This window comes from Bacteroidota bacterium (assembly GCA_016722565.1).
Taxonomy (GTDB): domain Bacteria; phylum Bacteroidota; class Bacteroidia; order 2-12-FULL-35-15; family 2-12-FULL-35-15; genus 2-12-FULL-35-15.
Window position 1 is genome coordinate 147,386 of sequence record JADKIU010000001.1, and the last position, 26,713, is coordinate 174,098.

Genomic DNA, 26,713 nt, shown 5'->3' on the forward strand with positions numbered 1-26,713 from the left:
TTTTTTACTTTATCCCCTTCCGTTCTCTCCAAATTTGGTTGAACGATTTGTTGGTTACTTGTGGCAAATCTCTGCGTTCTCCCCATTGTTTTTTGAAGAACTGTTTTATCATAAAGTTTTTCAACTTCGCGCCACCTTTGTCCATTTTACTGCGTTTTAGCATGGCTTTTTTCCAAAAGTGCCAAACCCAGTTTTCGGTTTTGGTGGAAAGCTTCGTGTCTACCGATTGTTTTCTGTTGATCAACAATAATTTATGAATATCGATTTTAACAGGACAAACTTCTGTACATCTTCCGCATAGTGTAGAGGCAAAACTTAAGTGTTTAAATTCCTCCATCCCTTGCATGTGTGGTGTAATGATGGAGCCAATTGGTCCGCTATATGTTGTTCCATAAGCATGACCGCCAACTGTTTGATAAACAGGACAAACATTTAAACATGCTCCACAACGAATGCAAGACATTGCTCTGCGTTGCTCTGTTTCCGCTAACACGTTTGTTCGTCCGTTGTCTAGGAGAATCACATACATTTCATCCGGACCATCTTTTTCACCCGCTTGTTTCGGGCCGCTATAAATGGTGTTGTACACCGTTAAGCCTTGTCCTGTGCCGTAAGTAGACAACAATGGCCAAAATAAATCTAAATCGGCAATGGATGGAATTACTTTTTCTATTCCAACAATTGCAATCTGAATCTTAGGGAACGCGGCAGACATCAAGCCATTGCCTTCATTTTCAGTAACCGCAATTGCTCCTGCATCTGCAATTAAAAAGTTTCCCCCACTTACACCAACCTCCGCTTTGCTATAGCGCAGACGCAATTCCTGACGAACAAAATTGGTAATTTGTTCAGGTGTATATTCTAAAGGTGTTTGTTTTTTTTCGTGAAACGTTTTGGCAACCTCTTCTTTTGAAAGATGCATGGCTGGCGTTACAATGTGGTAGGGTGGCTCTTTTCGGAGCTGCACAATGTATTCTCCCAGATCGGTCTCAATGCTTTCTATTCCTTGCTCTTCGAGTGCTTCGTTAAAATTAATTTCTTCGGATACCATGGATTTCGCTTTCACCACGGTTTTGGTATTGGCTTTTTTCATGATTTGAAGCGCTTCCGCAACAGCCTCTTCCGCATCTTGCGCCCAAATTACTTTTCCTCCACGCTTAATAAAGTTGGCTTCAAATTCAATTAAATATTTATCCAGGTTTTCAATTGCTTTTTGTTTCAGCGCAGCTGCGCGTGTTTTCGCCAACTCTAAATTGGAAAATTGCTCCTTCCCTTCCACCACTTTTTTGTCATACTGCGAAATGTTGTGCAATATGGTTTTGCGATGTTCTAAATCGAACGATTTTATTTCTGCCTTTTCTAAAAATAATTCTTCTGCGTGTGACATCGTGATATTTTTGCCGCAATGACGCAAAGGCGCCACGCTTTTATTTTTTGTTTGAATCTACTACAATTCGCTCATTCCGATTCGCTAATTCCCATGCGGTGAAAAACACCAAGCGCGTAATCTTTTCTATTTTTTCGAAATTTATTTTTTCTGTTTCATCTGTTTCTTTGTGGTAATCTGCATGCACACCATTGAAATAGAAGATGACCGGAACTCCCTTTTTCGCAAAATTATAATGATCCGAACGGTAGTAAAAACGATTCTTGTCTTTTTCATCATTAAAGGTGTAATCCAACTCTAAATTTGAATACGTTTTATTTGCGTTTTCGCTGATGCTGTGCAATTGTGAGCTTAATTTATCTGACCCAATTAAATACACGTAATTTGTGTTGTTGGCATGCTTTTCATCCAATCGTCCAATCATATCAATGTTTAAATCGCAAACCGTATTTTTTAGCGGGAAAACAGGGTTTTCGGTATAATACGCTGATCCGAGTAATCCTTTTTCTTCTCCAGAAACAGGCATAAACAAAATGCTTCTGCGCGGCCCCTTCCCTTCTTTTTTCGCATTGGCAAAGGCTTGTGCCAGCTCCATCACGGCCACAGTTCCGGAGCCGTCATCATCTGCACCGTTGTAAACCACATCGCCTTCTTTTCCAAGATGATCGTAGTGGGCGGTAATAACAATCACTTCGTCTTTTAGGTCTGTTCCTTCTATATAACCCAAAACATTTTCGGCTTCAATTTTTTGAACATTGTTTTTTACGTCAATGACCACATTCGCCTTTGCCTTTATTTTCAATGGTTTTCCGCTTTTCGAAATTTTTGCAATAATTTCTTCAGTGGTGTTTTTTTTCAAAATGCTATTTGCCATTTCTTTCGAAATGTAAATTACTGGAGCTTCTTTTTTCGAAATGTCTAATTTCAAGGACGAGGACTCGAGACGGTGTTTATTGTCTGCGATTCCCTTTTTAACATCGTCTACAACAACCAATATGGCTGATGCACCAGCATCTTTCGCGTTTTCTGCTTTTCCTCTTGCACGCAATGTCCAAACAGAAGGCTCTTTGCTTTTGGTAATGTATGAATTCCCTGAGGCGTCATATGGTTCGCCCTGTAAAAACATCACCACCTTATTTTTTACATCTAGCCCTTTATAGTCGTTGTAGTTTTCATCTTCAATTCCATAGCCAATAAATAAAACATTTGCTGTTAAAACGGTTTGCTCTGTAATTCCCGGAAAATTATAATAGTCTTGGTTTCCGGTATATTTTTTTTCGTTAATCATAACGTCTGCCGGAAATGGCATCATCATGTTTAGCGGGTAGGTTTGGTAATAGGTGTTCTCCTTATAAGGAGGAATGCCAAAACTTTTAAAATTTGATTGAATGTATTCTGCAGCCATTTTCTGACCTTTTTTGCCGGTTTCTCTACCTTCATATTCATCCGATGCTAAAATAGTAAGGTGCGTTTTTAGGTCTGTTGCTGTTATCGTTTGCGAAAAGCGAATGGCTGTTGTGTCCTTTTGTTGTGCAAAAAGAGCCATTGGAAATAATAATAGAAGAATTGTTTTTTTTATCATGCCTTACACACCGATTCGTTTTTCGTCTTTTTCGTATGAATTAATAGCCTTCCTGCTGCAGGATGGTTCCTTGACGTTTAGCAACCTTCGCTAATTTTCTTCACTCTGTCGCTATGTCTTCCGCCTTCAAAAGCGGTAGTATAAAATACATCGATGCATTTTTTTGCTTCCTCTTCGGTCATATATCTTGCCGGCAACGTTAAAATGTTCGCATCGTTATGCTGACGCGCCAATTCGGCTATTTCTGCATTCCAACACAAAGCCGATCGAATACCCTTGTGTTTGTTGGCCGTCATGTTTATACCATTTCCACTACCGCACATTAATAAACCTAAATCAAAGTCTTTGCTTTCTACTGCATTAGCAACAGGATGAGCAAAATCAGGATAGTCTGCTCGCTCCTCTGAGTAACATCCGAAGTCTTTTATTTCATAACCCTTTGATACCAAGTAGGGTTTTAGTTTTTCTTTTAAAGAAAATGCTGCGTGATCGCAACCGATTGCTATCTTCATATGCGTGAAATTTGGTTTTTTTACAACGTTATTAACAGCTTTTTGGGCTTGTGAACACGTTTGTAAAGTTGAAAAATAATGTGCTGATAATTAGCGCTCTAGTTTTTATTTTATCAACACGGATTCTGTTGATAACAAAAGGTTTTGTTATAAATGTGTAGAACATTTTTCTTGCTTTGTTAAAACAAGGTGTTGCTTGCATTAATTTTTGAATCTACAAGCTTTTTCTTTTCAGAATTTAACACGATTAATCAACAATTTGGTAACATAAATTAACGTACTTTTGTAAAGAAGTTATTAGATGAAAAGGATACTAACAGCCTGTTGATAAACCAAAACAAATCTCGTCTTCAAGCTGTTATCCTCTAAGAACTTTTTAATTGTTGTTGGTTGAATGTTAGAACTCATAAATGCAATGCTTTTAATGATTTTTTTTACACTCAACTAACAGACCAACAACAACAACAAATTTTTAAATATTTAAAATAAAAAAATATATTGTTATTATGGGTGATGATTTGAAAACAAAAGGCTTTCTTGACATTCCGATTGATTTTTCTCTAGATTTGTTCGCTGAAATTACCAAGCTCAAAAAAGAAAAAAATGCAATTATACTCGCCCATTACTACCAGGATGCTGACATTCAAGACATTGCCGATTATATCGGAGATAGCCTTGGTTTATCACAGGAAGCAGCCAAAACAAATGCCGATATCATTGTGTTTGCCGGTGTTCATTTTATGGCTGAAACTGCAAAAATTCTTTCACCCGGAAAAAAAGTTTTATTACCAGATTTAAGAGCAGGTTGTTCGTTAGCTGATTCTTGTCCTGCCGATAAATTTTCAGCTTTCAAAAAACTACATCCTGATCATTTGGTAATTTCATACATCAATTGCTCTGCTGATTTAAAAACGTTAACAGATATTGTTTGTACATCTACCAATGCAGTTCAGATTGTTGAGAGTTTACCAAAAGATCAGAAAATAATATTTGCTCCTGATAAAAATTTAGGTGCTTACATTAATAAAAAAACGGGAAGAAACATGATTCTTTGGGATGGAGCATGCATGGTTCATGAAATTTTTTCGTTGGAGAAAATTGTAAAATTAAAAAGTCAACATCCAGGAGCACTTTTGTTGGCACATCCGGAATGTGAAGCGAATCTTCTTGAAATAGCTGATTATATTGGGAGTACGACTGGGATATTAAATTATGCTACAAAATCGGATGCAAAAGAATTCATTGTTGCAACAGAAGCAGGAATTATTCATCAGATGCAATTAAAGAATCCAAATAAGTCGTTTATACCCGCTCCACCGAATAATTCTTGTGCTTGTAATGATTGTCCTCACATGAAATTAAACACACTTGAAAAGCTTTATAATTGCCTTAAATATGAGCAACCTGAAATACTGTTATCAGACGAATTGATTCGTGATGCAAAAAAGCCAATTCTTAAAATGCTTGAATTATCAGCACAATTTGGTTTATAATTTTTATAAGTTATTGAAAATTAAGTGTTTATAATATTTTATAGTGTTAAAGTCCTTTAGAATTATTAGTTTTACGGACTTTTTGAAAAGAAAAAATGTTTAAAGAATACGATGTTATAGTTGTTGGTGCTGGCCATGCCGGTTGTGAAGCTGCTGCTGCCGCTGCAAACATGGGTTCTTCAACATTGTTGATAACCATGAACATGCAAACGATTGCTCAAATGAGCTGTAATCCTGCTATGGGTGGAATTGCGAAAGGTCAGATTGTTCGTGAAATTGATGCTTTGGGAGGTTATTCAGGAATTGTAACAGATAGAACTGCTGTTCAGTTTAGAATGTTAAATCGTTCTAAAGGGCCGGCAATGTGGAGTCCGCGAGCACAAAGTGATCGTTGGAAATTTGCTGAAGAATGGAGATTAATGTTAGAGGCCACGCCCAACTTGGATTTTTGGCAGGATATGGTGAAGGGATTAATTGTGGAAGATAATAAAGTCTGTGGTGTAATTACTGGAATGGACATTGAGATACGTGGTAAATCAGTTGTTCTAACCAATGGTACTTTTTTAAATGGATTAATACATTTAGGCGAAAAGCAATATGGTGGCGGAAGAGCAGGTGAAAAATCATCTACTGGTATTACTGAACAATTAGTAAAGTTAGGCTTTGAAGCAGGGAGAATGAAGACAGGAACGCCTCCCCGAGTGGATGGTCGTTCGTTGGATTATTCTAAGATGGAAGTTCAACATGGTGATGAAAACCCAAATAAATTTTCTTACTTGGATGTTGATCAATTTGGTTTTAAAGTAGAAAGAAAAGATGCTTTTAAAAACGGACCAGAAGGACAAATTCCTTGTTTCACAACATATACAAACGAAGCAGTTCACGAAATTTTAAGAACAGGCTTCGAAAAATCTCCTATGTTTTCCGGAAGAATTCAAGGACTTGGTCCTAGATATTGTCCAAGTATAGAAGATAAAATTACTCGTTTTGCTGAACGAGAAAGACATCAAATATTTGTTGAACCAGAAGGTTGGAATACTGTTGAAATCTATGTAAATGGATTCTCTACTTCCCTACCCGAAGATGTTCAATACAAAGCTTTGAAATTAATTCCTGGATTTGAGAACGTAAAGATGTTTCGTCCTGGTTATGCAATCGAATACGATTATTTTCCTCCTCAGCAGTTGGAATTAACGTTGGAAACGAAGTTGATCGAGAATTTATATTTTGCTGGTCAGATTAATGGAACGACAGGTTACGAAGAAGCAGCATGTCAAGGTTTGATGGCCGGGATAAATGCGCATTTAAAAATTGATGGTAGAGCGCCATTTATTTTGCAGCGTTCTGAGGCATATATTGGCGTTCTAATCGATGATTTAGTTACAAAAGGTACAGAAGAACCTTATCGTATGTTTACGTCACGTGCAGAGTATAGAATTTTGTTACGTCAGGATAATGCAGATATTCGGTTAACCCCAAAATCATTTGAACTGGGATTAGCAAAACAAGATCGTTTGGATCGGGTTAATCTGAAGCAAAAACAGACTCAAGAAATCATTACTTATTTTAAGAAAGAAAGCATTGACCCTTCGGATATAAATCCGGTTTTGGAAACAATTGGCTCCGCTCCTATTTCTCAAAAAGTCAAAATGTTTGGCATATTAACTCGTCCAACTATTACGCTTTTAGATTTTGCAATTGCTTCCGAGAGGGTAAAAGAATTCATTTCACAATTTGATTTGGAGAGCATTGAGCAAGCAGAAATTTTAATGAAGTACGAAGGATATATTTCAAAAGAACACGAGTTAGCGGATAAACAAATACGTTTGGAAGATCTGGTATTGCATGAGGACTTTGATTATATCCGATTGACATCATTATCAAAAGAGGCGCGCGAGAAACTAACAAAAGTTCGTCCGAGGACAATCGGACAAGCATCAAGAATATCTGGTATAACGCCATCAGATATTTCTATTTTAATGGTTTATTTAGGCAGATAGTTTCACGTGGAACATGAGTATATTTAAGACCCTTTTTTGGAAAACAAATGCGAACGCTCGAGACGTCAACTATTATTTGAGTGAACTTTTTGCAAAGGAAGGCTTCACATCGGAGTTTACTTTTGAGGGTTCAGAGAAACATATCATTTACTCGAACGGAACAATTGATTTTGATTTCTGGTGGCAAAGAGGTAACCGTCCGACTCTATTTTTAAGAAATAATGGCGAGCAAATTACTACAACTGTTTTCGAATCTTTGAGGAAAAAGTGTGGTCCTAAGCAAACAATAGGAGAGCAGATTTATTATATAAATGCCAAGATGGATAAGGACGATTATTATGGCGAACACCATTCATTTATTTTAAATTATATTAAGAACAATACAAACGTTCCACGTGGAACACAACAATAGTTTATCTGCTCCTTTCAAAGAAAGGGTAGTTTAGAAATGGAAAAATTAGAACAATGTCCCGTATGTAATTCGATTCGAAACAAGCCTTTTTTGTCTTGTATCGATCACACTGTTTCACGTGAAACATTCCAGATTGTGGAATGCGAATTGTGCGGATTTAAGTTTACAAATCCTCGTCCGGAAGAAAAGGATTTAGGGAAATACTATAAGTCGGAGGACTATGTTTCTCATTCAAATACGAAGAAGGGGTTTATAAATTCAACCTATCAATCTGTCAGAAAATATACTTTATTAAAGAAACTTCAGCTCATATCGAAGTACTTTAAAACAGGAAAAATTTTGGATATAGGATGTGGAACAGGTGAGTTTTTAAATACCTGCAAAAAGGCAAATTGGAACACAATTGGAATCGAACCAGATTCGGATGCGCGACAAATGGCGATCTCAAATTATGGATTAGATGTTAGAGATGAATCCGAATTGGCTAATCTCCCGGATGCCAGTTTTGAAATTATTTCTATGTGGCACGTCTTGGAACATGTCCCAAAACTAAACGAGCGCGTGTCAGAATTAAAGCGTTTAATTAAACCAAATGGAGTGATCATTATTGCTGTTCCAAACTGCAGTTCATTAGATGCAAAAATGTATAAAGAAGAATGGGCAGCATATGATGTTCCTCGACACCTTTATCATTTCACCCCAAAAGACATTGATACTCTCTTCTTAAAACATGAGCTAAAGGTGAACCGAGTTTTACCTATGGTGTTTGATTCTTTCTATGTAGCAATGTTGAGTGAAAAGATTAAAACCGGTAAAACAAATATTATACGTTCCACGTGGAACGGATTTAGATCTAACCTAGCAGCACTTAAAACGGGTAAGACATACTCTAGTCAAATTTATCTCATCAGTAAAAAATAACCCCCGGACCTTTTCCATTTGTCATTTCGAGTGAAGTCGAGAAATCAACCACCAAATTGGTGGTTTTTTTATGCACGAATAATTCGTATCTTTTGATTTTTGTCACAGACATTTTGGCCTACAGATTCATAATCTGAAAATTACTTGTGGGATGTTTTCTCATGCTTTTTCAAAACCTAAAGACTTGTTTTTGAAATCAAATATTCTTCTGTTCCACGTGGAACGAAAAAACCACAGAAGCTCTAAAGACAGAAATTTGAAAAGAAAATCAAAAACCGGGAATTAAGAAACTGAGTAGTTTAAATCACAATTTTAGATTTGGTTTTTACTTCTGGGTGTTTTTTTGATTTTTCATTTTGAGCTTATAACCCTGAGCGGAGTCGAATGGCGAAAAGCGGCAAAAAGCCGAGAATTCTGAATCGAGATCAAAACCGACCCCAAAATCTTCAAAAAACGCAAACAAAACCTTAAATTAGGCCCCAAAACCGCTTAAACCCCTTCGTAAGCACCTTTTGTTGTCCGGAAGGGCAAAACGCGCTTAAATCGCTTAAAAACGCGCTTTTCTGTAGGTCTTTCTGGGTGCCGATTGCAGCCGTTTTTGCTTGATTTTGCCTGCTTTTTTACATAAAAACCATAAAATCTGAAAAATCGTTCAAGTTTTTGAAAATGGAAAAACTTGAACGATTGAACTTTTTTTAAATCATGATTCAGAAACAAGGCCATTTTGAAGCCCAAACAAAAGACTTTATTACTTTTGTCCAAAGTGACCCCTCCAGGGAGAACAATAAACTCGATTTATGAGAGGACTTTGGACAATCGTTTTACTCGTGCTTTCCAACACATTCATGACTTTCGCATGGTACGGACATCTCAAATTCAAGGAAATGAAATGGTTCGAAAACCTTGGATTCATTGCCATTGTGCTGATCAGCTGGGGAATTGCCCTGTTTGAATACTTTTTTCAAGTTCCCGCAAATAGGCTTGGATACAAGGAAAACGGAGGGCCGTTCAGTTTAGTAGAGCTAAAGGTAGTTCAGGAGGTCATCACACTGGTAGTGTTTGTCGGCTTTACGCTGATCTTTTTTAAAAACGAAACATTAAAATGGAATCATTTGTTAGGCTTTTGTTTCCTGGTACTGGCAGTATATTTCATCTTTAAAAAATAAAAATTTTTCTAATTTTGAATCTAATGGACAACTCTTTTATCCTCAACCACCTTGGCGAAGAACGCGATGAATACTACGGCTCCGTGGCACCGCCAATATTTCAAACCACCAACTTTTGTTTTAAAACTGTTGCAGAAATGCGGCAGAAACTAACGAAAGAATTAGAAACACCGTTTTATACAAGAGGTTATAATCCAACCGTAGCAACCCTTCGAAAGAAGCTGGCTGCGCTCGAAAAAACAGAAGATGCATTAGTGTTATCAAGTGGTAGCGCGGCTGTGGCTGCTGCTGTAATGAGTGTGGTGAAGGCAGGAGACCATGTGGTTTGTGTTCAAAAACCCTATAGCTGGACCAACAATTTGTTATCGAAATACCTTGCAAAATACGGTGTTACACACACATTTGTAAGTGGGGGAGAGGCGACAGATTTTGAAACGGCAATACAACCCAACACAAAGCTGATCTATCTCGAGAGCCCGAATTCATTAACGTTTGAGATGCAAAATATAACCGAAATTGCTGCATTAGCAAAACGCAAAAACATTACGACCATTATTGATAACAGTTATAATTCACCCATCAACCAAAATCCGGCAACAATGGGAATCGATTTGGTGGTTCACTCCGGGACGAAATACATAAATGGACACAGCGATGTGGTTTGTGGTGTTGTTTGCGGTTCCCACGAGCGAATTATGAAAATGATGGCAGAAGAATACATGACCATTGGAAGCTGTATTTCGGCTCACGATGCCGGCTTGATTTTGCGTGGTTTAAGAACAATTGAGCTTCGGGTGAACCAAAGTGCCAACAGCGCCCAAAAAGTGTCTAGTTTCTTAGAAAACCACCCTAAAATAAAACAATTGAACTATCCTTTTGCAAGCAAAAACCCCCAATTGGAACTTGCCAAGAAACAAATGAAACAGGGAGGAGGACTTTTGTCGATTGTGATTGATGCAAAAGATGAAGCAGGAATAGAGCGTTTTTGTGATAATTTAAAACGATTTGTAATGGCAACATCTTGGGGTGGTTACGAATCGTTATTGTTTCCGCTTTGCGCTTTGGCAGCCAGCAAAAGCTTTGAGAACCCTTTGCCATGGAACATGGTTCGACTTTACATTGGACTCGAAGATGCCGATTTGTTGATTGAAGATTTAAAACAAGCGCTGGATAAAGTTTAGTCAGTTGCTAAAAAATAAAAAGCCCGAAACATGAACTGATTCGGGCTTTTTTTGTTGAAAAGGCTTTATTCTTTTATGAATCGAGTATGTGAAACTACTCCAGCGTTTGTTGTTTCTATAAAAAAGATTCCTTGTGATAATTCGCTAATGTCAAGGGTTGTAGCGTTACCGCTTATTCCGTTTGTTTCTTTAACTACCTGGCTGGAAACATTAAAAATCTTTACACTTGCTTTATTTAAAGGGCTTACGGATGAAATCGTAATGGTGTTTGTTGCAGGATTTGGGAAAACAGAAAGGGTGTTCTCTGAAGAAAACGTTGTTATTCCTGTTGAAAGCGGGCAGCAATTTCCTCCAGAGGAAACAACTTCTGTTGCGCTCCAGCAGCCATATTGAGCTGTGGTGGAAAAAATTGAACTTCCCGGAAAATACGTTAAAAAATAATTCTCTACTTGGTCGATGGTATTGCATCCACCTTGGCTGGTTGTGGTTGAACAGCTATAGGCACAATCGATGGAGGTGTAGCCATTTGGGTTTGCAAGTGTTGCTGGAGGCAAAAAAGCGATGTTTGAAGTTGCGCTTCCGATGCCATAAAACGCTGTTGTTGCTATACTTGGACTGCAGTTGGTGTTTGGACTGTTGTTATAACCTGCGTAAGCAATTCCGGTAAGGTTGCTGGCAAATGTACCAGAGATGGTAACGCTCACCGCTTCGTAGCTAACAATCCCGATTTTTAAATTCGGTATGTTTTGATCTACATTAATGTTTAATGTTCCACCATCATAATTTGCATAGATGACAAGGTTTCCGGATGGATTACAAACCGTTTGTGCTGAAACAAAAGACACAAAGGCAAGGGCAAGAATCGTTAAGTAGTTTTTTTTCATGTAGTAGTAGTTTTAAGTTTATTATTGAATAATAATTTTTCCAGAATCAATTAGATTACGCTGAGATAGAACCTTGTAAAAGTACATTCCCGGACTTAAATTCCCTTTTTGAATTTCTGTTTTACTGTTTGTGATTTGTTTTTTAAAAATTTCCCGGCCGGCAATATCAAACAAATATAAAACAGAATTATCGTTTTTATAATCTTTTATTTCAAGAATAGCGTTGTTGGAAAAAGGGTTTGGATAAAATGCGACTTTGTTCGGGTAATGTGAAGGCTCGTTTACCATCGTGGATTTGTCCATTTTGGCAACAAAAATGTTGTAAGAGCTTGCTTGGCCAACAAGCGGGATTGATCCAACCTGAAAGGTTGAGTCAGAAAAAAGACCACAAATAACAACATTTCCTTGTGAGTCTGTAGTAACACTGTATGAATTATCATAGCTAGGACCGCCTGCGCTGCCAGCCCAAATGGGGGCCCCCGAAGGATCAAATTTTACAATAAAACAATCGTCTGATCCGGGGTTTATATTGGTCAAAAAGTTCGTCCCAAAAACCAAACTAGCACTTCCAAACGGACCTGTTACATAAACATTACCAAATAAATCAGAAGTAACGGATTCTCCATAATCCATTCCTGGTCCGCCAAGACCCCTTGCCCAAATTACATTTCCCAGAGAGTCATACTTTACAACAAGTGCGTCACGAGCAAAAGAAGAATTTATTATTGTATCGTTTCCGAAAACAACTTGTGGACTCTGAAAAAGCCCCGTCACCAAGATGTTGCCGTTGGGGTCAACACAAACGCTTTCACCGCGGTCGTCTTGGGTACCACCAGCGCTCCGAACCCAAACAAAGGAGCCTTGCGTATCATATTTTGCTAGAAAAAAATCAACACTGCAAGCGAAGGCGGTGTCGCCAAAGTCTGCGGTAACACCATCCATCCACCCCGTTACATAAACATTTCCTGAAATGTCACAATCTATTCCGAGCCCCCTGTCTTCAGAAAAGCTGCCCGCACTTCTTGCCCATAGCACATTTCCTATAGAGTCATACTTAGCAACAAAAACGTCTCGATCACCATAGTTAAACAGGGTATCTCCATCAAAAATAAGTGTGCTTCCGGCAAACTCCCCCGAAACATAAACTCCACCAATACCATCTGAAGTAACGCAAAGGCCTGCTTCTATACTGTTGCTACCAGCACTTTTGGCCCAAAGAAGGTCTCCTCCTGCGCTATATTTAGCGAGAAAAAAATCGGCATAAATCCATGTACCAACATTTTGTAGTGTGTCGTTTTCAAAAAAAGCTTGAGGGCTTTGAAAGGAGCCAGTAATATATATGTTGTCTAAAGAATCAACGCAAACACTTTCGGCCCAATCGTGCTCGGAGCCACCTGCTCCGCGGGCCCATAAAACATTTCCTAATGGATCGTATTTCACAAGAAAGGCATCCCATTGTGTGGAGTGGTTTATTAGTGTATCGGTGTCAAAAATTATAGTGTCTGTAAAAAAGCCTGCCACAACAATATTCCCTTGCGAATCTGTACAAACAGATTTTGCAAAATCTAATGACTCAGGTCCAGGGGCCGTTTTTGCCCACAAAAAATCAACAGACTGAGCGCAACTGTTCTCGTTCGAAAAAAGAAGTAATGCAGAAAGAAAAGAAAAAATTAGCCGAATTGAATTACTCAATAAAAAAGTTTTTTATATCTTAATTCTTTACAAAACGTGTTCTTGAGATAACACCCTCGTTGTTTATTTCAATAAAATAAATTCCTGCAGCTTGCTCGGAAGCATCAAAAACAAATGTGTTTCCGCCAATCTCTTTTTTTTCAAGCACCACTTGTCCAGCAACATTTACCATTTTAAATGTTGCATCGGTCAATGGTTTTGATGAAACAAGATTCACAGAACCGCTGGCCGGATTGGGAAAAACGGCAATCGGATTAATATTGTTTTCTTGAATGGTGCTCGCTAAATCATTGTCTACAAGCACCGTAATGGTTGCTATTCCGCAATATTTATCCGTTACGGTAACAGTGTAGTTCCCATATTCTAAACCGCTGATGTCTTCTGTTGTTGCAGTAAAACCAGATGGCCCAGTCCAACTATATGTAAACGGAGCAACGCCTCCCGAAACAGAAAGGTCAATGGAGCCCGTAAATAATCCTGGAGTGGTGTTTACTACAGTAAATGTTAAGTCGCTCGCAAAAGCGCCAATAAACAAGAAAACCGAGAAGATGGAAAGAATAATTTTTTTATTCATTTTAATTTTTTTTAAAGATTTCAAATAAGAGTTATAAAATACGTTTTGCTTTTTTTGTGATCAATTCATTCAATGGTGTTTGTTGATTCAGGTCGCTGTTCTTCATAAAAGAAACGGTCTGAAGGTCTTTGTTTACAATTAAGAAACCGTCTTTCAAAGAAATGTTAAGATCCTTTTTTAATTGCTTTGTCCCGCTTGTTGATACCTCAAATAATATTCCACTGTTGGTAATTAAATAGCTTTTTTTGTTGAGCTCGAAGAGTGAAAAATAACCATCAACAGGAAATTTTACAACTTCTCCATGTTCCCAAGCGGCACCAGTATAGTTCCAGATGCTCAACTCACCATTATTGCTAATTGCCATCGTCATTGAATTGTTGTCGGGAGCGACCAAATCATAAAAGAAACCCTCAATCAGATTCGACCTTCTGGTTACAAACAAGTATGGATCATTGTATGCATATGGATTCATGTCAATGCTTAGGTTTATTAATTCCATAGGCGTAGGCGATTGATCCCATGTTTTTAAAGAAGAAATCAAAAGCCTTTTGATGGCTTCGTTTCTATCGTTTAAAGGGTGAAGCAAAAAGCTCACCGCATAAACACTTGTGTCAACAATATCCCAAGCAAAAGGAACAATCGGATCATCATAATTTCTTCCAACAGGCATGGCCAGCTTTTTGCATTTCTAATCGCTGCAGTATCTTTTCCGGTATGCAATGTTGCCAGCTGATTGTTGTCGTCAATCGTTGTAAAAAAATAGTTTCCGTTTTGGATAATTATTTTTCGCTCGATGGATTGCCCCAATAACAGAGAAGTAAGGAAAATAAAAAAAGAAACAAAGAACGTTTTTTGCATTATTAAAATGTGCTAATCGATTCCGATAAATCGGATAATGACATGTTGTTTGTAAAGAAACAATTTGTTGTTCCGCCACTGGTATAGCGGAAGCTCCAACCACTAAATGCAGCAGTTTTAATTGATACAAGCGATGGAAACGTAACACCATAACAAGCATCGTAATACACACCATCAATTTTTGCAATCTGATGGTTGTTGAAATAAGAAGCCGGACGAATGTTACAAGATCCTGGTATTCCCGACTGATCGGTTACATCAGAGGTTAGAAAAACATATTGATTGTATGGCGGGGGAATGGATCCCGTTGCCGAATTATAGGTGTTTTTCCAAGGAAAGGAAGAACAAGTTGCAGCACCTGTTGCGGTCCCAAAGTTCCAGTTTTTTACAATAAAACGATTCACTGTATATCCGCACACCGTATTGTTGATGGGTGTTATGTAAACATAGTTACTCGTTCTGATAACTCCTTGAATTTTAATTGCTGCTAAAAAAAGTTGAGCAAACGTATAACATTCGGCATCACGATATTGCAAAAGGCTTCCCAGCGTTACGTTTGGAGAGTTCATGATTTTATAATAAAACAAACTATCATTGTTGTAGTTCAACACAATTTGATCGGTAAACTCACTCCACACATGAGAGATGATAGCAGTATCTAAGCTCATGTATTGTGCGTTTCGGCAACTTAAATCAAATACGGTATGATACCATTTATAGTTTGTGCCCTCAGACTGAGGCATACTGCGCGTTACATAAAGTGTGTTGGAACTTGTTCCAACAGGTTTCCAGGTGGTGCCTCCGTCAAAAGAAACTTCCCAGTTAATCGTGTATGGCTTAAAGAAACGAACGATAGCTGCGGTAAAAACATGAGAGCCAACAGTTGCTGGATAGTTAAACGTATGGACGCTTGTTGCAGAAGGGTTTACTGTACAGGTTACAGAAGCAAAATTAATTAAATCGGAACCGAACCCTCTTACATTTATTGTTGTAGGAACTGTTGGACAATCAATGGTAAAGGCAGCAGCAACCGTTGGTGCGTTTCCACTAACATATGCAACAGGATTTTGTGTTGCTGCACTGGCAACATATTGTGGAGCGGAATATATTCCGGTTCCATCATCCTTGCGGATATTTAGGTTTCCACCACTAAAAGTGGCGCTCACCAAATCAACATTCGAATAAGAAAAATCCTGAGCTGTGGCGCTGAATGAAGAGACAACCAGCGCAATAAATAAGCAACGTAACATCTTTTGCATGTGAAGAGTTTTTTGCTAATTTATAACAAAATCCGGAAAAACAAAAGAAAAGGTTTGTCGGATAGGAAAGCTCTTTTTGTTCGCTAATTCGTCTCGATTGCTATGGGGATCCGCTGGGGCGAGAGGCCCTTACTGCGGGCGATAAATAGTGAATTTACCTTTTTTGACATACGATAAATCGATTTCAGAAAAGATAACGAATCGTTTTCCGTTGGCATTTTGCTCTGCCACAATAAGCTTTTGGCCTTCTACAACCTTGTAAATAATGGCTGTATGATGTGGCAAGTCTTTCCAAGCACCATCAGGATATTCAATTGTTACTTTTTCAAATTGAATGATATCACCAGCCAAAATCAAATCCTTTTTTTTCAATTCCTTTCCGAAAGCGTAGGGTGGTGTCCAGGTTGCTTCTGCATTGTTTAGTGCTTCTTTTGCAAGGTCCCAACATTCTCCCTTGCCCACTTTTTTTCCTTTGTTGGCATCACAAAATGAAAGAATTTTTTTAGCAATGGAATTTGATTCTTGCGCGTTTGTAGACGCAACAAAGAAGAGGAATAGGATTAATAAGGGAACGCGAGCAAACATGTTTAACTTATTTATGAAGTGAATAGATGCAATGGAATTGTTGGTCAGCTACTTTATGTAACTTAAATTGTTCCCACTTTAATTTTCTTTCCCGGCAATAACGAAAACTTGTCTCCAAAATTATTCAAGCGCTTTAATTCAGGAACGGTGGTCTTGTGCATTTGTGCAATTTTATAAAGCGAATCACCTTTCTTAACGGTGTAATATTTATATTTTCCGGATGTGGTTGTTGTATTTGTTGGGGCCTCTGTTGTTTTTTCGGGTTTATTATCTGCAACAACGGCTTTGTTTTCTACAACCGGTTTTTTCCCGTAAACATAAATGGTTAGTTTCTTTCCTGGCTTTACGGTGGTTGATTTTAAACTATTCCAATTTTTAATGTCAGTTACTGTACAACCATAACGCTTGGCAATTGTGCTCAGGTGTTCGCCCTTTCTAACGGTATGATACTTTACTGTTTCCTGTGTTGCAAGCACATCCTGACTGTGAATTTTGCTTAAGCCCTTGTTGTAAATACTGTCTTCGTTGGCAACAAAAATGCCCATTTTTGCAGATGGAAGCGCTAGTGTATTGACTTCATCCGGAGAAAAAGGAATCACCCCTTTTTTATAGCTTGGATTTAGATATTGCAATTCGTCTTCTGGAATGCCCAGCACGCTGGAGATTTGAGAAAAAGAAACTTGCTTTTTAACAGCAACAGTATCAATTTGCAAAAAAGTTTTTTTCGGAACAGCCGAGTAAAGATTGTGTTCTGATGTATAGTTCATCACATAATTCACAGCAATAAATGCTGGAACATACCCTTGTGTTTCTTTGGGAAGAAACGGACGAATTTCCCAATAGGTGGTTTTACCGCCACTCCTGCGAATGGCTTTGTTTATATTACCGGGGCCGCAGTTGTATGCAGCAATTACCATTTGCCAATCGCCAAACAAGCCATATAAGTATTTAAAATACTCGCAAGCTGCAACGGTTGATTTATAGGGATCACAGCGTTCGTCAACATAAGAAGATACTTGTAGTCCGTAAATTTTTCCGGTAGGATACATGAATTGTCACAATCCCATTGCTCCCGAACGGCTTTTTGCCAAAGGGTTAAGAGCCGACTCACAAATGGCAAGATTTTTAAGCTCCAATGGCAAATTGTATTTGTCGAGTTGCTCTTCAAACATCGGAAAATAAAATTGTGATAAGGCCATCATCCTTGATACCAACTCTCTTCTGCGGAGTGTATACATATCAATATAACCTTTCACAACCGGATTGTATTGCAAATCAAATGGGGAGGCGGCATCTAATTTTGCCAAGCGGGATTCCAAAACCATCTCATCGTAGCGTGGAACAGAGTCGTGCGGAAAATTGTATTTCGGATTTTTGGGGTATGCAATTTTGCCATACCCCTTTTCGAAAAGATTGAGTTTATAAAGACTATCAAGCGCTGCCGCGATTGGGTCGTCCATCATTGTTTCGGGTGCATACCCCACAGCTGTTTGAGCGCGCAACGAGGTTGTGCAAACAAACAAAAAAAGGAGAGCCCCAACGATTGAATTCGTTTTTTTGTATGAAAAAATAAAATTTACCACCATTACAAATATCGCAATGATTGTTTAGAATAACAAGCAATTACCGCATTAGTAAAGCGTACTTATTAACCAAAAATTGTTAAAGGAGAAAAATTAGACAGAAAAAGTCATTAGCAATTTTTCATCAGGTATTCGGAAAAGGCAAACACATCTTTGTCTGCAAAGTTTTTTCCGATCACTTGAACGCCAAATGGCAAGCCGTTGGAGTGTTGTCCCATTGGCAATGAAATTGCAGGAAGCCCAGTAATATTTGCCTGTACTGTAAAAATATCTTCTAGATACATTGCAATCGGATCGGCACCTTTTTGTCCGAATTGAAATGCTGTTCCAGGTGTGGTTGGCAAAAGAATAAAATCGAATTTTTCTAAAATCTCGTTGGTTTTGTTTTGCAACAATTTGCGCACCTTTTGACCTTTAGAATAATATGCATCGTAATATCCGGAACTTAACACAAATGTACCAAGCATGATTCTTCGTTTGACTTCTGCTCCAAATCCTTCGCTACGCGATTTTTTATAAGTGGATTCAAGATCGGTTGCATTTTTACTTCTGTATCCGAAATTAATTCCGTCAAAACGAGCAAGGTTAGAAGAAGCTTCTGCTGTGGTTAAAACATAATACGTTGGAACCAAATAATCCAAGTAGGGAAAATCAACCGCTTCAACCGTGTGGCCAGCCGCCTTGAGTTTTCCAATAATGTCGTTGATACGTGTTTTTATTTCAGGATTTAATCCTTCGTTTTCCAAACAATCCTTAATGTAGGCAATGCGAAGTTTTGTTGGAATATTTTTTAATTCTTTAGAATAGTGTTCAACAGGTTTTGAGGAAGAAGTACTATCAAACTCATCTTGACCAGCAATTACTTCCATGATTAAAGCGGTGTCCTCCACATTTTTTGTAAGTGGTCCGATTTGATCAAACGAAGAGGCATAAGCAATGGCGCCATAACGCGACACGCGACCATAACTCGGTTTATATCCTACAACGCCACAAAAAGATGCCGGTTGACGAATCGAGCCACCCGTGTCTGTTCCAAGCGCAGCAATACACATGTTTGCAGCAACAGCAGCAGCAGAGCCACCGGAAGATCCGCCAGGAACACGTGTAATGTCTAATGGATTTAATACGTTGCCATAAGCAGAGTTTTCGTTTGAACTGCCCATCGCAAACTCATCACAATTGCAGCGCCCAATAATAATGGCATCTTCTGCCAAAAGGCGTTCCACAACGGTAGCGCTGTAAAGCGATTCAAACCCGTCTAAAATTTTTGACGAAGCAGTAACGTGATGTCCCTTGTAGCACAAATTGTCTTTCAGCGCAATCACCATTCCGGCAAGCTTTCCTGCCGTTTTGGATTTAATTTTTTCGTCAACGCGTTTTGCTTGTTCACGTGCAGATGTTTCAAAAACTTCTAAAAAGATATTTAAGTTTTTGTTTGCTTCAATGGTTTTTGTATACGCATTCACAAGAGCAACACAGGATGTGTTACCGCTTTCTAAATCAGATTTTATCTCGGAAAAGGAATTGTAATGCTTCACAAACGAAGGAATATTATTAAATACAAAATCCTCTTCCGGTGGGAAGAGGAGAGGGTTTTATTAAAAATAAAAATTAGTCTTTTTTATCTGCAGAAGCGCTGCCAGCATCTTCGCCTTTCGATGCATCTTTAAATTCTTTAACGCCTTTACCAAGCCCTTTCATAAGTTCTGGAATTTTTTTACCGCCAAAAAGCAATAAAACAATTACCAAAATGATAATCATTTCTGTACCACCTAAACCGAAAAGAAGAAAAATACTATTTAACATGATGTTAAGATTTTGTTATGAGCCACAAAGATACTAAAAATTCTTATCCCGTTTTCAATAAAAATTCCGGTATTTGGAAACAACAACACAAGAAAGTCGGTTTACCTCTGGATTAAATCGGTGAATAGAAAACGGAAAATGACGGAACTTCGTATATTTGCTTACGTATAGGTTAACTGTTGTAACTGTGATATAAAGCGAGGCGCATGATTAAAAAACTTTACCTACTTTTTTTTATTTGTTTGTCTACCGTAACACTAAAGGCGCAATGCCCCCAGTTTTATGATGGTTTGGGCGTTCCCTCCTCTGCGCCCTATTGGATCAGCTGTTCGGGTGGAGCCTATACACTGAATGTTTCATCACCTTCACCGCTTATTACTTATTCCATTGATTGGGGTGATGGATCGCCCGTAACCGCAGGTGGACCGCAACCGGCAAACACCCCTATTGTTCACAATTATACCGCCACCATTGATACCTTCTTGGTGACCATTACAACGAACACCGGCATTGCTTGTGTGCTTACGGGAACGGTCGTTATGGAAGAACCCGTAAATGCATCCATTCAAATTCCAATTGGTGGTGTTACTACCGCGTGCGCTCCGGCAGCGCTTCTGTTTACAAATTCCAGCACAGACGTTTCTCCAACAACCACCTTTATTTGGGACTTTGGTGACGGCTCTCCGCCGGTAACATTTGATTATACAAATGCTGGACAAACAGTGAGTCACACTTATTTGCAAGGGACCGTAAACTGCCAAACAGCAGTTATGCTCACTGCTGAAAACTATTGCAGCTTTGGTAGCGCAACACTTGCATCCTTTAATCCAATTCAAATTTATGATATTGATGATGCGGCCATTACTCCAGATGCTGTGTTGAAGTGCTTCCCGGATAACACGTTTACATTTACCAACACAACTGCACGAAACTGTTTGGCACAGGGAAATGTTCAACAACGTTATGAATATTGGAACTTTGGCGACTATTGGGGGCTTGGTCATGATTCAATTATCAATTGGACGATCTGGCCACCAACTTTTCCACATTCTTTAACTTATCCAGGTGTTGGCAGCTACACAGCGATGTTGGTGGATAGCAGCATGTGTGGTTTAGATACTGCATTTGTTACAGTTAGCATCGTAAATCCTCCAACAGCAGGACTTAATGTTGTTGCTGCAACGGGCTGTGTAGGACAAGTGTTCAGCTTCAACAATACCAGCTCGCCCGGATATAGCTATTCTTGGAACTTTGGCGACACACCGGGTTTTACAACTTTACCATTGGGAATCGTGAATTATACATACGCAGTTGCTGGAACGTATACTGTAAGTGTTGTTGCGTTTGTGCCAGGTGCCGGAGCAACATGTAGAGATACCGCTACCGTTGTGGTTACTGTTTTTCCTAGTCCAATTTCAGCATTTAACGCATCATCACTTGTTGCTTGTGATACGCTGAGTGTTACCTATACAGATGCTTCTATTTCAGCAATCTCTTGGAGCTGGGATTTCGGAAACGGAAACACATCTACACTCCAAAATCCACCCGTTCAAAATTATGGAGTCGGATCGTATGTCATTTCTTTGGATGTGGTTTCCTCTAATGGTTGTCCTGATAATAGTCAACAAACAGTCAACGTTTATCAAACTCCTGTGGCTGCTTTTACAACCGGACCAACCTGCCAAGGCTCACCAGTTAATTTTACAGATGTTTCGACAAGCTCTGTTGGTGATCCACTTACGTCTTGGAGTTGGGATTTTGGTGACGGTTCTCCATTAAGCACTCTTCAAAACCCATCACATACGTATTCTACAGCAGGAACATTTACCATAACCTTTTTTGCAAACACAGCAAACTGTTCGGACTCAACAACAGCAACCATCACCATTAATCCGGTTCCAGCAGCTACGTTTACATTGGCACCGACCAACGGTTGCGGACCATTGCTTGTAACATTATCGAATACATCTATTGGCGCATCAACCTATTTCTGGAACTTTGGAAATGGAAACACATCCACAACAGTAAGCCCTACGGAAACATACACGAACCCCGGCAGCACCGATACCACCTATTTTGTTTCCTTGGTTGCTACAACAGCATTGGGTTGTACCGATAGTATATCGGACAGTGTAACCGTTTTCGGAAAGCCGTTGGCTTCTTTTACCTCTAATGCCGTTGCAGCCTGTGCACCGGTTTTGGTTAACTTTACAAATACTTCTACTGCAGCAATCACCTATCTCTGGGATTTTGGTGATGGTTCCGCAACATCAACAGCAGTGAACCCCACACATCTTTTTCAAAACACGACACTGTTTATTCAAAATTACAATGTAATATTGATTGCCACCAATGCAGGAGGATGCACGGATACTGCAACAATGATTGTGCAAGCCTATCCTGAACCCATCTTTGGTTTTTCAATGGTTCCCGATTCCGGCTGTACAGCCTTAACGGTGAACTTTCCATCGGTATTGGGTGCCGTGTTATATATGTGGGATTTTGGCGATGGATTTACATCAACAGGAGCAAACCCAACACATGTTTTTACAAATGCAACTGCCGCTCCGGTAACGTATACCGTTCAATTGATTGCAACAAATGCGTTTACTTGTCAGGATACAACCTATGGAGATGTGCTGGTTTATCCGCAGCCACAAGCGGCATTTACATCCTCTGTTACTCAAGGTTGCCCTGCACTTTCTGTTAATTTTACCAATACAAGTATCGGTGGTGTTTCGTATCAATGGAACTTTGACGATGGATCACCAATTGATACTTCCGCTAATCCGACTCATATTTTTAACAACGCCTCCACAAGTGTTGTGGATACCTTTGCTGTTCAATTGATTGCCACGAGCGCATTTGGTTGTATTGATACCACCACCACAAGCATCATTGTTTACCCTTCTGTGGTCTCTGATTTTACTGCAAACACGCCAATTTGTTCACCAAGTGCAGCAACATTCAATAATTTGAGTTTAGGCGGAAGCACCTATAGTTGGGATTTTGGTGATGGAAATACCAGCAACTTGTTTTCACCAACCAACTCGTATACCAACCCCGGACCAGCCTCCATCAACTTTACGATTACACTAACCGTTACATCTTCTTTTGGATGCAGCTCTGTTTTTTCACAACCATATACCGTTTACCCAACGCCAGTTGCCACTTTCATCGCAACACCATTAACACAAACGTTTCCAGCAACAACAGTTACTTTTACGAACACAACCGTAAACGCTGCGAGTTATACACATGCGTGGGACTTTGGTGATGGTAATAGTTCAACATTGATTACACCGGGAGCGCATGTTTATGCAACATGGGGTGTATATAATGTGACGTTAATCGTAACCAACGGTTTTTGTTTTGATACGACTGCTCAAGTTGTTACAATTGTTCCGCCACCTCCGGTTGCCAGTTTCCTTGGTGTTTTTGAAGGGTGTCGACCATTAACGATAGCCCCAATAAATACATCACAGTTTGCAACATCCTATCTTTGGGATTTTGGCGATGGCATTGGAACATCAACCGCCACCAATCCAACGTATACCTATTACAATGCTGGAAACTTTACAATCACACTCACCGCAACCGGTCCGGGAGGTGTTGTTAGCGTTGTTGGTGTTGATAGCGCGATTGTTCACGATATTCCAACTGCGGCTTTTGTTGCGAATCCATTATTGGTAAGCGCCACAGGTGATCCGGTGGTATGCCTTAATTTAAGTACTGGTGCAACAAGCTATATCTGGGATTTTGGCGATGGAAGCGGCTCAACAAGTGTTAGTCCGAGCCACATTTACCCAACCCAAGGACAATATCAAATTACATTAATAGCAACAAATGCTTTTGGATGTAAGGATACCTTTAATTTAGCAAGCCTGGTAACTGTTGAGGCATCAACGGAGATTGAGGTTCCGAACGCCTTTACACCAAACGAAGGTGGAGGCAATGGCGGTGGCTTTGATCCAAGCGATTTATCAAACGATGTGTTTCACCCAAATGTAACAGGAGTGAAGAAATACCAGCTGAGCATTTATAATCGCTGGGGTGAATTAATTTTTGAAAGTCTTGACCCTAAGATTGGTTGGGATGGTTATTACAGAAACGAGCTTTGTCAACAAGATGTATATATCTGGAAGATTAAAGCGACAAGCAATTCGGATGAAGTAATTGTTAAAACAGGTGATGTAACCTTGTTACGATAAAAATGATAAAAAATAAAGAAATACGAATTAACCGGTGGATAGCGTTGCTGTTCCTTCTTGCGTTTTCGTGTTCTGTTGTTGCTGCTCAGTCGACAAAAAATAGTTTTCAGTTTAAGAAAAAGCTACAAGAAGCAGACGATTTTTTTGAAATGGAAGACTATAAAAGTGCTGAAGCCCTTTATTTAAGTATTTTACCGAACGACTCACTCAACGAAGAAATTAATTTAAATATTGCTATCTGTAAATTTAAGCTGAAGCAATTTCCGGATGAAATTCTTCCTTATCTATTAAAAGCAGAAAAAAGTTCGTTCGCAAATACACAACTTTATTTGGGAAAAACCTATCATCTTGCTTGTCGCTTTGATGAAGCAATTGCACATTATAATCGCTATAAATCATTTGATGAAAAATCACGAGAACAAAACAATGAAGAAGTAAATCGATTTATACAAATGTCGATACTTGCAAAAAGCGAAATGCAGCAACCCCACAAAGCATTGATTAAAAATGTGGGCGCAGCCATTAACACCAAGTATCCGGAGTACGTTCCGCTGATTTCTGCAGATGAAACGAAATTGTTTTTTACTTCACGCAGACCAGGAAGTGTTGGTGGAGAAACAGATGTTTTAGGAAACTACAATGAAGACGTTTATGTTTCCTACAAGGAGAATGGTGCTTGGACAACACCGGAAAACATCGGAAGTCCCGTAAACACAGAAAAACACGATGCCTGTGTTAGTTTGTCTCCGGACGCCCAACAGATGTTAATTTTTAGAACAAGCGAAGATTTGAGCAGTGGAGATTTGTATTCTACTTTTTGGAATGGAAAGAACTGGGGAGAACCAGTTGTGTTAGGTAAAGAAATTAATTCTGAATTTAAAGAGTTGAGCGCGTGTAATAACAATGATAACACAATGATTATTTTTACCTCCGATCGTCCGGGAGGCTTTGGAGGGAAAGACTTATACCGAATTGTTACATTGCCAAACGGAAAGTGGAGTACACCTCAGAACCTCGGCCCAACCATCAACACGAAGTATGACGAAGACGCACCCTTCTTTTCTGCGAACGGACAGTATTTATATTTTAGTTCAAATGGAATCAATACAATCGGTGGCTATGATATTTTTAAAGCTGACGCATTTTCCGATTTCACATTTGGTCAACCGCAAAACCTAGGATACCCAATAAACTCAGTTGGTGACGATATCTTTTTTGTGATTAGTGCAGACCGAAAACACGGTTATTTTTCTTCTTTGAACGAAGACAAAACCGACCCAAACTATTTAAGTGATGACATCTTTTTAATTGACATGCGTTACGGAGAAAACGAGACCTGTATTAAAAAAGGGCGTTGTGTGTTTGATAGAAAGCAGGATCAGCCGGTGCAAGTTCTTGTTTCAGTATATGATGAGGTGACACAAAAAGTAATTGGAACCTACAAGCCGAACAGTTCCGGCAGTTTTGTTTTTACCGTTAATCCGTATGATAAGTATAAAATTATTGCCGAAGCAAAAGGATACCAAACGCTTACAATTCCCTTTATTCCACTTGTAGAACAAGAAGACTATGAGGTGGAGGTAGATCTATTAACATTAGAATTTAAAACACTTGATAACTAAAATTAAATACTACCTGCTCTGTTTTTTTGCGATAGCAACCATCAAGGTTGTTTCGCAAGATGTGCAGTTTACGCAGTTTTATGCGAATCCCATTTTTTTAAATCCTGCTTATACGGGTGCAACATTTGAGCATCGTTTTGTTGCCAATTATCGAAATCAATGGCCCGGGATTACTAAAGCCTTTAATACGTTTGCTATTTCATACGATTACAACATGACGGAAATAAAAAGCGGAGTTGGTCTTCAAATTTTGCGGGACAGAGCAGGAACATCGCTGTTGACAACCACCGGGTTTAATCTTTCGTATGCCTATTATTACCAAGTTCAAAAGTTCAAAGAAATTCGCATGGGCTTGCAGCTGGGGTATATCAGTAAGTATTACGATTATAATCGGTTAACGTTTAACGATCAATTGTATACCGGTTCTTCTTCCTCCAACGATATGGAAGTAACCCCGAAAATTAATTTTATCAACGCAAATGTGGGCGCTCTTTATACAACACGACTGTTGTGGGCGGGGGTTGCGCTTCACAACATCAATAAGCCCAACACTTCACTCGTAGAAGGGAGCAACCCTTTACCGATGAAATTTTCAATGCATGGAGGATATCGTTTTATTATTTCTAAAAAAGGAAATTTTCTTGAAAAATATTTTGCTCCTGCTTTTAATTATCGCCACCAACATAAATTTGATCAGTTAGATATTGGTGCGTATTATTTTTATTCACCCATCAGTTTGGGTGTGTGGTATCGTGGATTGCCATTGAAGCACTACGAACCAGCGTATCCGAATACGGATGCACTTAGCTTTTTGGTGGGCTTGGACATCAAAGATTACGATATGCGCATCGGATTGAGTTATGATGTTACTCTTTCACGTTTGGCAGCACAGTCATTTGGTGCAGCAGAGCTTTCTATTATTTATGAAATTGCAAAGAAAAGCAAGAGAAAGCGGGTGTATGTAAGCTGTCCGAAATTTTAAAAA

The 26,713-nt window shown here is 39.0% G+C and carries 23 protein-coding genes; 9 read left to right on the forward strand and 14 right to left on the reverse strand.

The genetic code is table 11. The features are described from left to right. Positions 1–4: 4 nt before the first annotated feature. The 3 genes from IPP64_00590 to rpiB all read right to left on the reverse strand — a co-directional run bounded on the left by IPP64_00590 (position 5) and on the right by rpiB (position 3,481). The gene (locus IPP64_00590) at positions 5–1,387 is read right to left on the reverse strand and encodes an iron-sulfur cluster-binding protein (GenBank protein MBL0327931.1); all 1,383 of its coding nucleotides are present in this window, start codon (positions 1,385–1,387) and stop codon (positions 5–7) included. A gap of 40 nt (positions 1,388–1,427) precedes the next feature. Then, positions 1,428–2,969 carry a M28 family peptidase gene (locus IPP64_00595; protein MBL0327932.1) on the reverse strand — a complete coding sequence of 514 codons (1,542 nt, stop codon included), beginning with the start codon at positions 2,967–2,969 and terminating at the stop codon, positions 1,428–1,430. A gap of 77 nt (positions 2,970–3,046) precedes the next feature. Continuing rightward, the gene (gene rpiB, locus IPP64_00600) at positions 3,047–3,481 is read right to left on the reverse strand and encodes a ribose 5-phosphate isomerase B (protein MBL0327933.1); all 435 of its coding nucleotides are present in this window, start codon (positions 3,479–3,481) and stop codon (positions 3,047–3,049) included. A 506-nt stretch (positions 3,482–3,987) separates the two neighbouring features. Between rpiB and nadA the strand changes: the two genes are divergently transcribed. The 6 genes from nadA (at position 3,988) to IPP64_00630 (ending at position 10,654) form a co-directional block, all read left to right on the forward strand. After that, positions 3,988–4,974, forward strand: a complete 987-nt coding sequence (nadA, locus tag IPP64_00605; GenBank protein MBL0327934.1) for a quinolinate synthase NadA — start codon at positions 3,988–3,990, stop codon at positions 4,972–4,974. 95 nt (positions 4,975–5,069) lie between these two features. Beyond that, a complete protein-coding gene (mnmG, locus tag IPP64_00610) occupies positions 5,070–6,974 on the forward strand; it encodes a tRNA uridine-5-carboxymethylaminomethyl(34) synthesis enzyme MnmG (protein MBL0327935.1) in 1,905 nt (634 codons plus the stop codon). A gap of 13 nt (positions 6,975–6,987) precedes the next feature. Beyond that, positions 6,988–7,386 (forward strand): hypothetical protein, encoded by a 399-nt coding sequence (locus IPP64_00615; GenBank protein ID MBL0327936.1) that lies wholly within the window; start codon positions 6,988–6,990, stop codon positions 7,384–7,386. Between the two features lie 36 nt (positions 7,387–7,422). Continuing rightward, positions 7,423–8,307 (forward strand): class I SAM-dependent methyltransferase, encoded by an 885-nt coding sequence (locus tag IPP64_00620; GenBank protein ID MBL0327937.1) that lies wholly within the window; start codon positions 7,423–7,425, stop codon positions 8,305–8,307. Positions 8,308–9,104: 797 nt separating this feature from the next. Beyond that, positions 9,105–9,473, forward strand: coding sequence for a DMT family protein (locus IPP64_00625; GenBank protein MBL0327938.1), 369 nt, complete (start codon positions 9,105–9,107; stop codon positions 9,471–9,473). A 23-nt stretch (positions 9,474–9,496) separates the two neighbouring features. Further along, on the forward strand, positions 9,497–10,654 hold the full coding sequence (locus IPP64_00630; GenBank protein MBL0327939.1) for an aminotransferase class V-fold PLP-dependent enzyme: 1,158 nt from the start codon (positions 9,497–9,499) through the stop codon (positions 10,652–10,654). A gap of 65 nt (positions 10,655–10,719) precedes the next feature. On the opposite strand, the gene IPP64_00635 is transcribed toward IPP64_00630, so the two are convergent. The 11 genes from IPP64_00635 to tatA form a co-directional block, all read right to left on the reverse strand. Then, complete coding sequence (locus tag IPP64_00635) at positions 10,720–11,538, reverse strand: T9SS type A sorting domain-containing protein (GenBank protein MBL0327940.1); 819 nt, start codon at positions 11,536–11,538, stop codon at positions 10,720–10,722. A 21-nt stretch (positions 11,539–11,559) separates the two neighbouring features. Then, a complete protein-coding gene (locus tag IPP64_00640) occupies positions 11,560–13,230 on the reverse strand; it encodes an SBBP repeat-containing protein (protein ID MBL0327941.1) in 1,671 nt (556 codons plus the stop codon). 19 nt (positions 13,231–13,249) lie between these two features. After that, complete coding sequence (locus IPP64_00645) at positions 13,250–13,804, reverse strand: T9SS type A sorting domain-containing protein (GenBank protein ID MBL0327942.1); 555 nt, start codon at positions 13,802–13,804, stop codon at positions 13,250–13,252. A gap of 31 nt (positions 13,805–13,835) precedes the next feature. Further along, positions 13,836–14,474: a hypothetical protein gene (locus IPP64_00650; GenBank protein ID MBL0327943.1), complete on the reverse strand. Its 639-nt coding sequence runs from the start codon at positions 14,472–14,474 to the stop codon at positions 13,836–13,838. Beyond that, positions 14,396–14,662 carry a hypothetical protein gene (locus tag IPP64_00655; GenBank protein MBL0327944.1) on the reverse strand — a complete coding sequence of 89 codons (267 nt, stop codon included), beginning with the start codon at positions 14,660–14,662 and terminating at the stop codon, positions 14,396–14,398. The genes IPP64_00650 and IPP64_00655 overlap by 79 nt, the downstream gene beginning before the upstream one ends. 2 nt (positions 14,663–14,664) lie before the next feature. Next, on the reverse strand, positions 14,665–15,921 hold the full coding sequence (locus IPP64_00660) for a hypothetical protein (protein MBL0327945.1): 1,257 nt from the start codon (positions 15,919–15,921) through the stop codon (positions 14,665–14,667). 129 nt (positions 15,922–16,050) lie between these two features. Then, complete coding sequence (locus IPP64_00665) at positions 16,051–16,506, reverse strand: CHAP domain-containing protein (GenBank protein MBL0327946.1); 456 nt, start codon at positions 16,504–16,506, stop codon at positions 16,051–16,053. Between the two features lie 62 nt (positions 16,507–16,568). Further along, complete coding sequence (locus tag IPP64_00670) at positions 16,569–17,555, reverse strand: LysM peptidoglycan-binding domain-containing protein (protein ID MBL0327947.1); 987 nt, start codon at positions 17,553–17,555, stop codon at positions 16,569–16,571. 6 nt (positions 17,556–17,561) lie between these two features. Further along, positions 17,562–18,008 (reverse strand): hypothetical protein, encoded by a 447-nt coding sequence (locus tag IPP64_00675; protein MBL0327948.1) that lies wholly within the window; start codon positions 18,006–18,008, stop codon positions 17,562–17,564. Between the two features lie 191 nt (positions 18,009–18,199). Continuing rightward, positions 18,200–19,627 (reverse strand): Asp-tRNA(Asn)/Glu-tRNA(Gln) amidotransferase subunit GatA, encoded by a 1,428-nt coding sequence (gatA, locus tag IPP64_00680; GenBank protein ID MBL0327949.1) that lies wholly within the window; start codon positions 19,625–19,627, stop codon positions 18,200–18,202. A gap of 73 nt (positions 19,628–19,700) precedes the next feature. Then, complete coding sequence (tatA, locus tag IPP64_00685) at positions 19,701–19,895, reverse strand: twin-arginine translocase TatA/TatE family subunit (protein MBL0327950.1); 195 nt, start codon at positions 19,893–19,895, stop codon at positions 19,701–19,703. Between the two features lie 206 nt (positions 19,896–20,101). On the opposite strand from tatA, the gene IPP64_00690 reads away from it, so the two are divergent. The 3 genes from IPP64_00690 to IPP64_00700 are packed head-to-tail and all read left to right on the forward strand — an operon-like array spanning position 20,102 to position 26,710. Then, complete coding sequence (locus tag IPP64_00690) at positions 20,102–24,106, forward strand: PKD domain-containing protein (protein MBL0327951.1); 4,005 nt, start codon at positions 20,102–20,104, stop codon at positions 24,104–24,106. Positions 24,107–24,108: 2 nt separating this feature from the next. After that, a complete protein-coding gene (locus IPP64_00695; protein ID MBL0327952.1) occupies positions 24,109–25,728 on the forward strand; it encodes a PD40 domain-containing protein in 1,620 nt (539 codons plus the stop codon). After that, on the forward strand, positions 25,718–26,710 hold the full coding sequence (locus IPP64_00700) for a type IX secretion system membrane protein PorP/SprF (GenBank protein MBL0327953.1): 993 nt from the start codon (positions 25,718–25,720) through the stop codon (positions 26,708–26,710). Before IPP64_00695 ends, IPP64_00700 begins: the two co-directional genes overlap by 11 nt. The last annotated feature ends 3 nt before the right edge of the window (positions 26,711–26,713 follow it).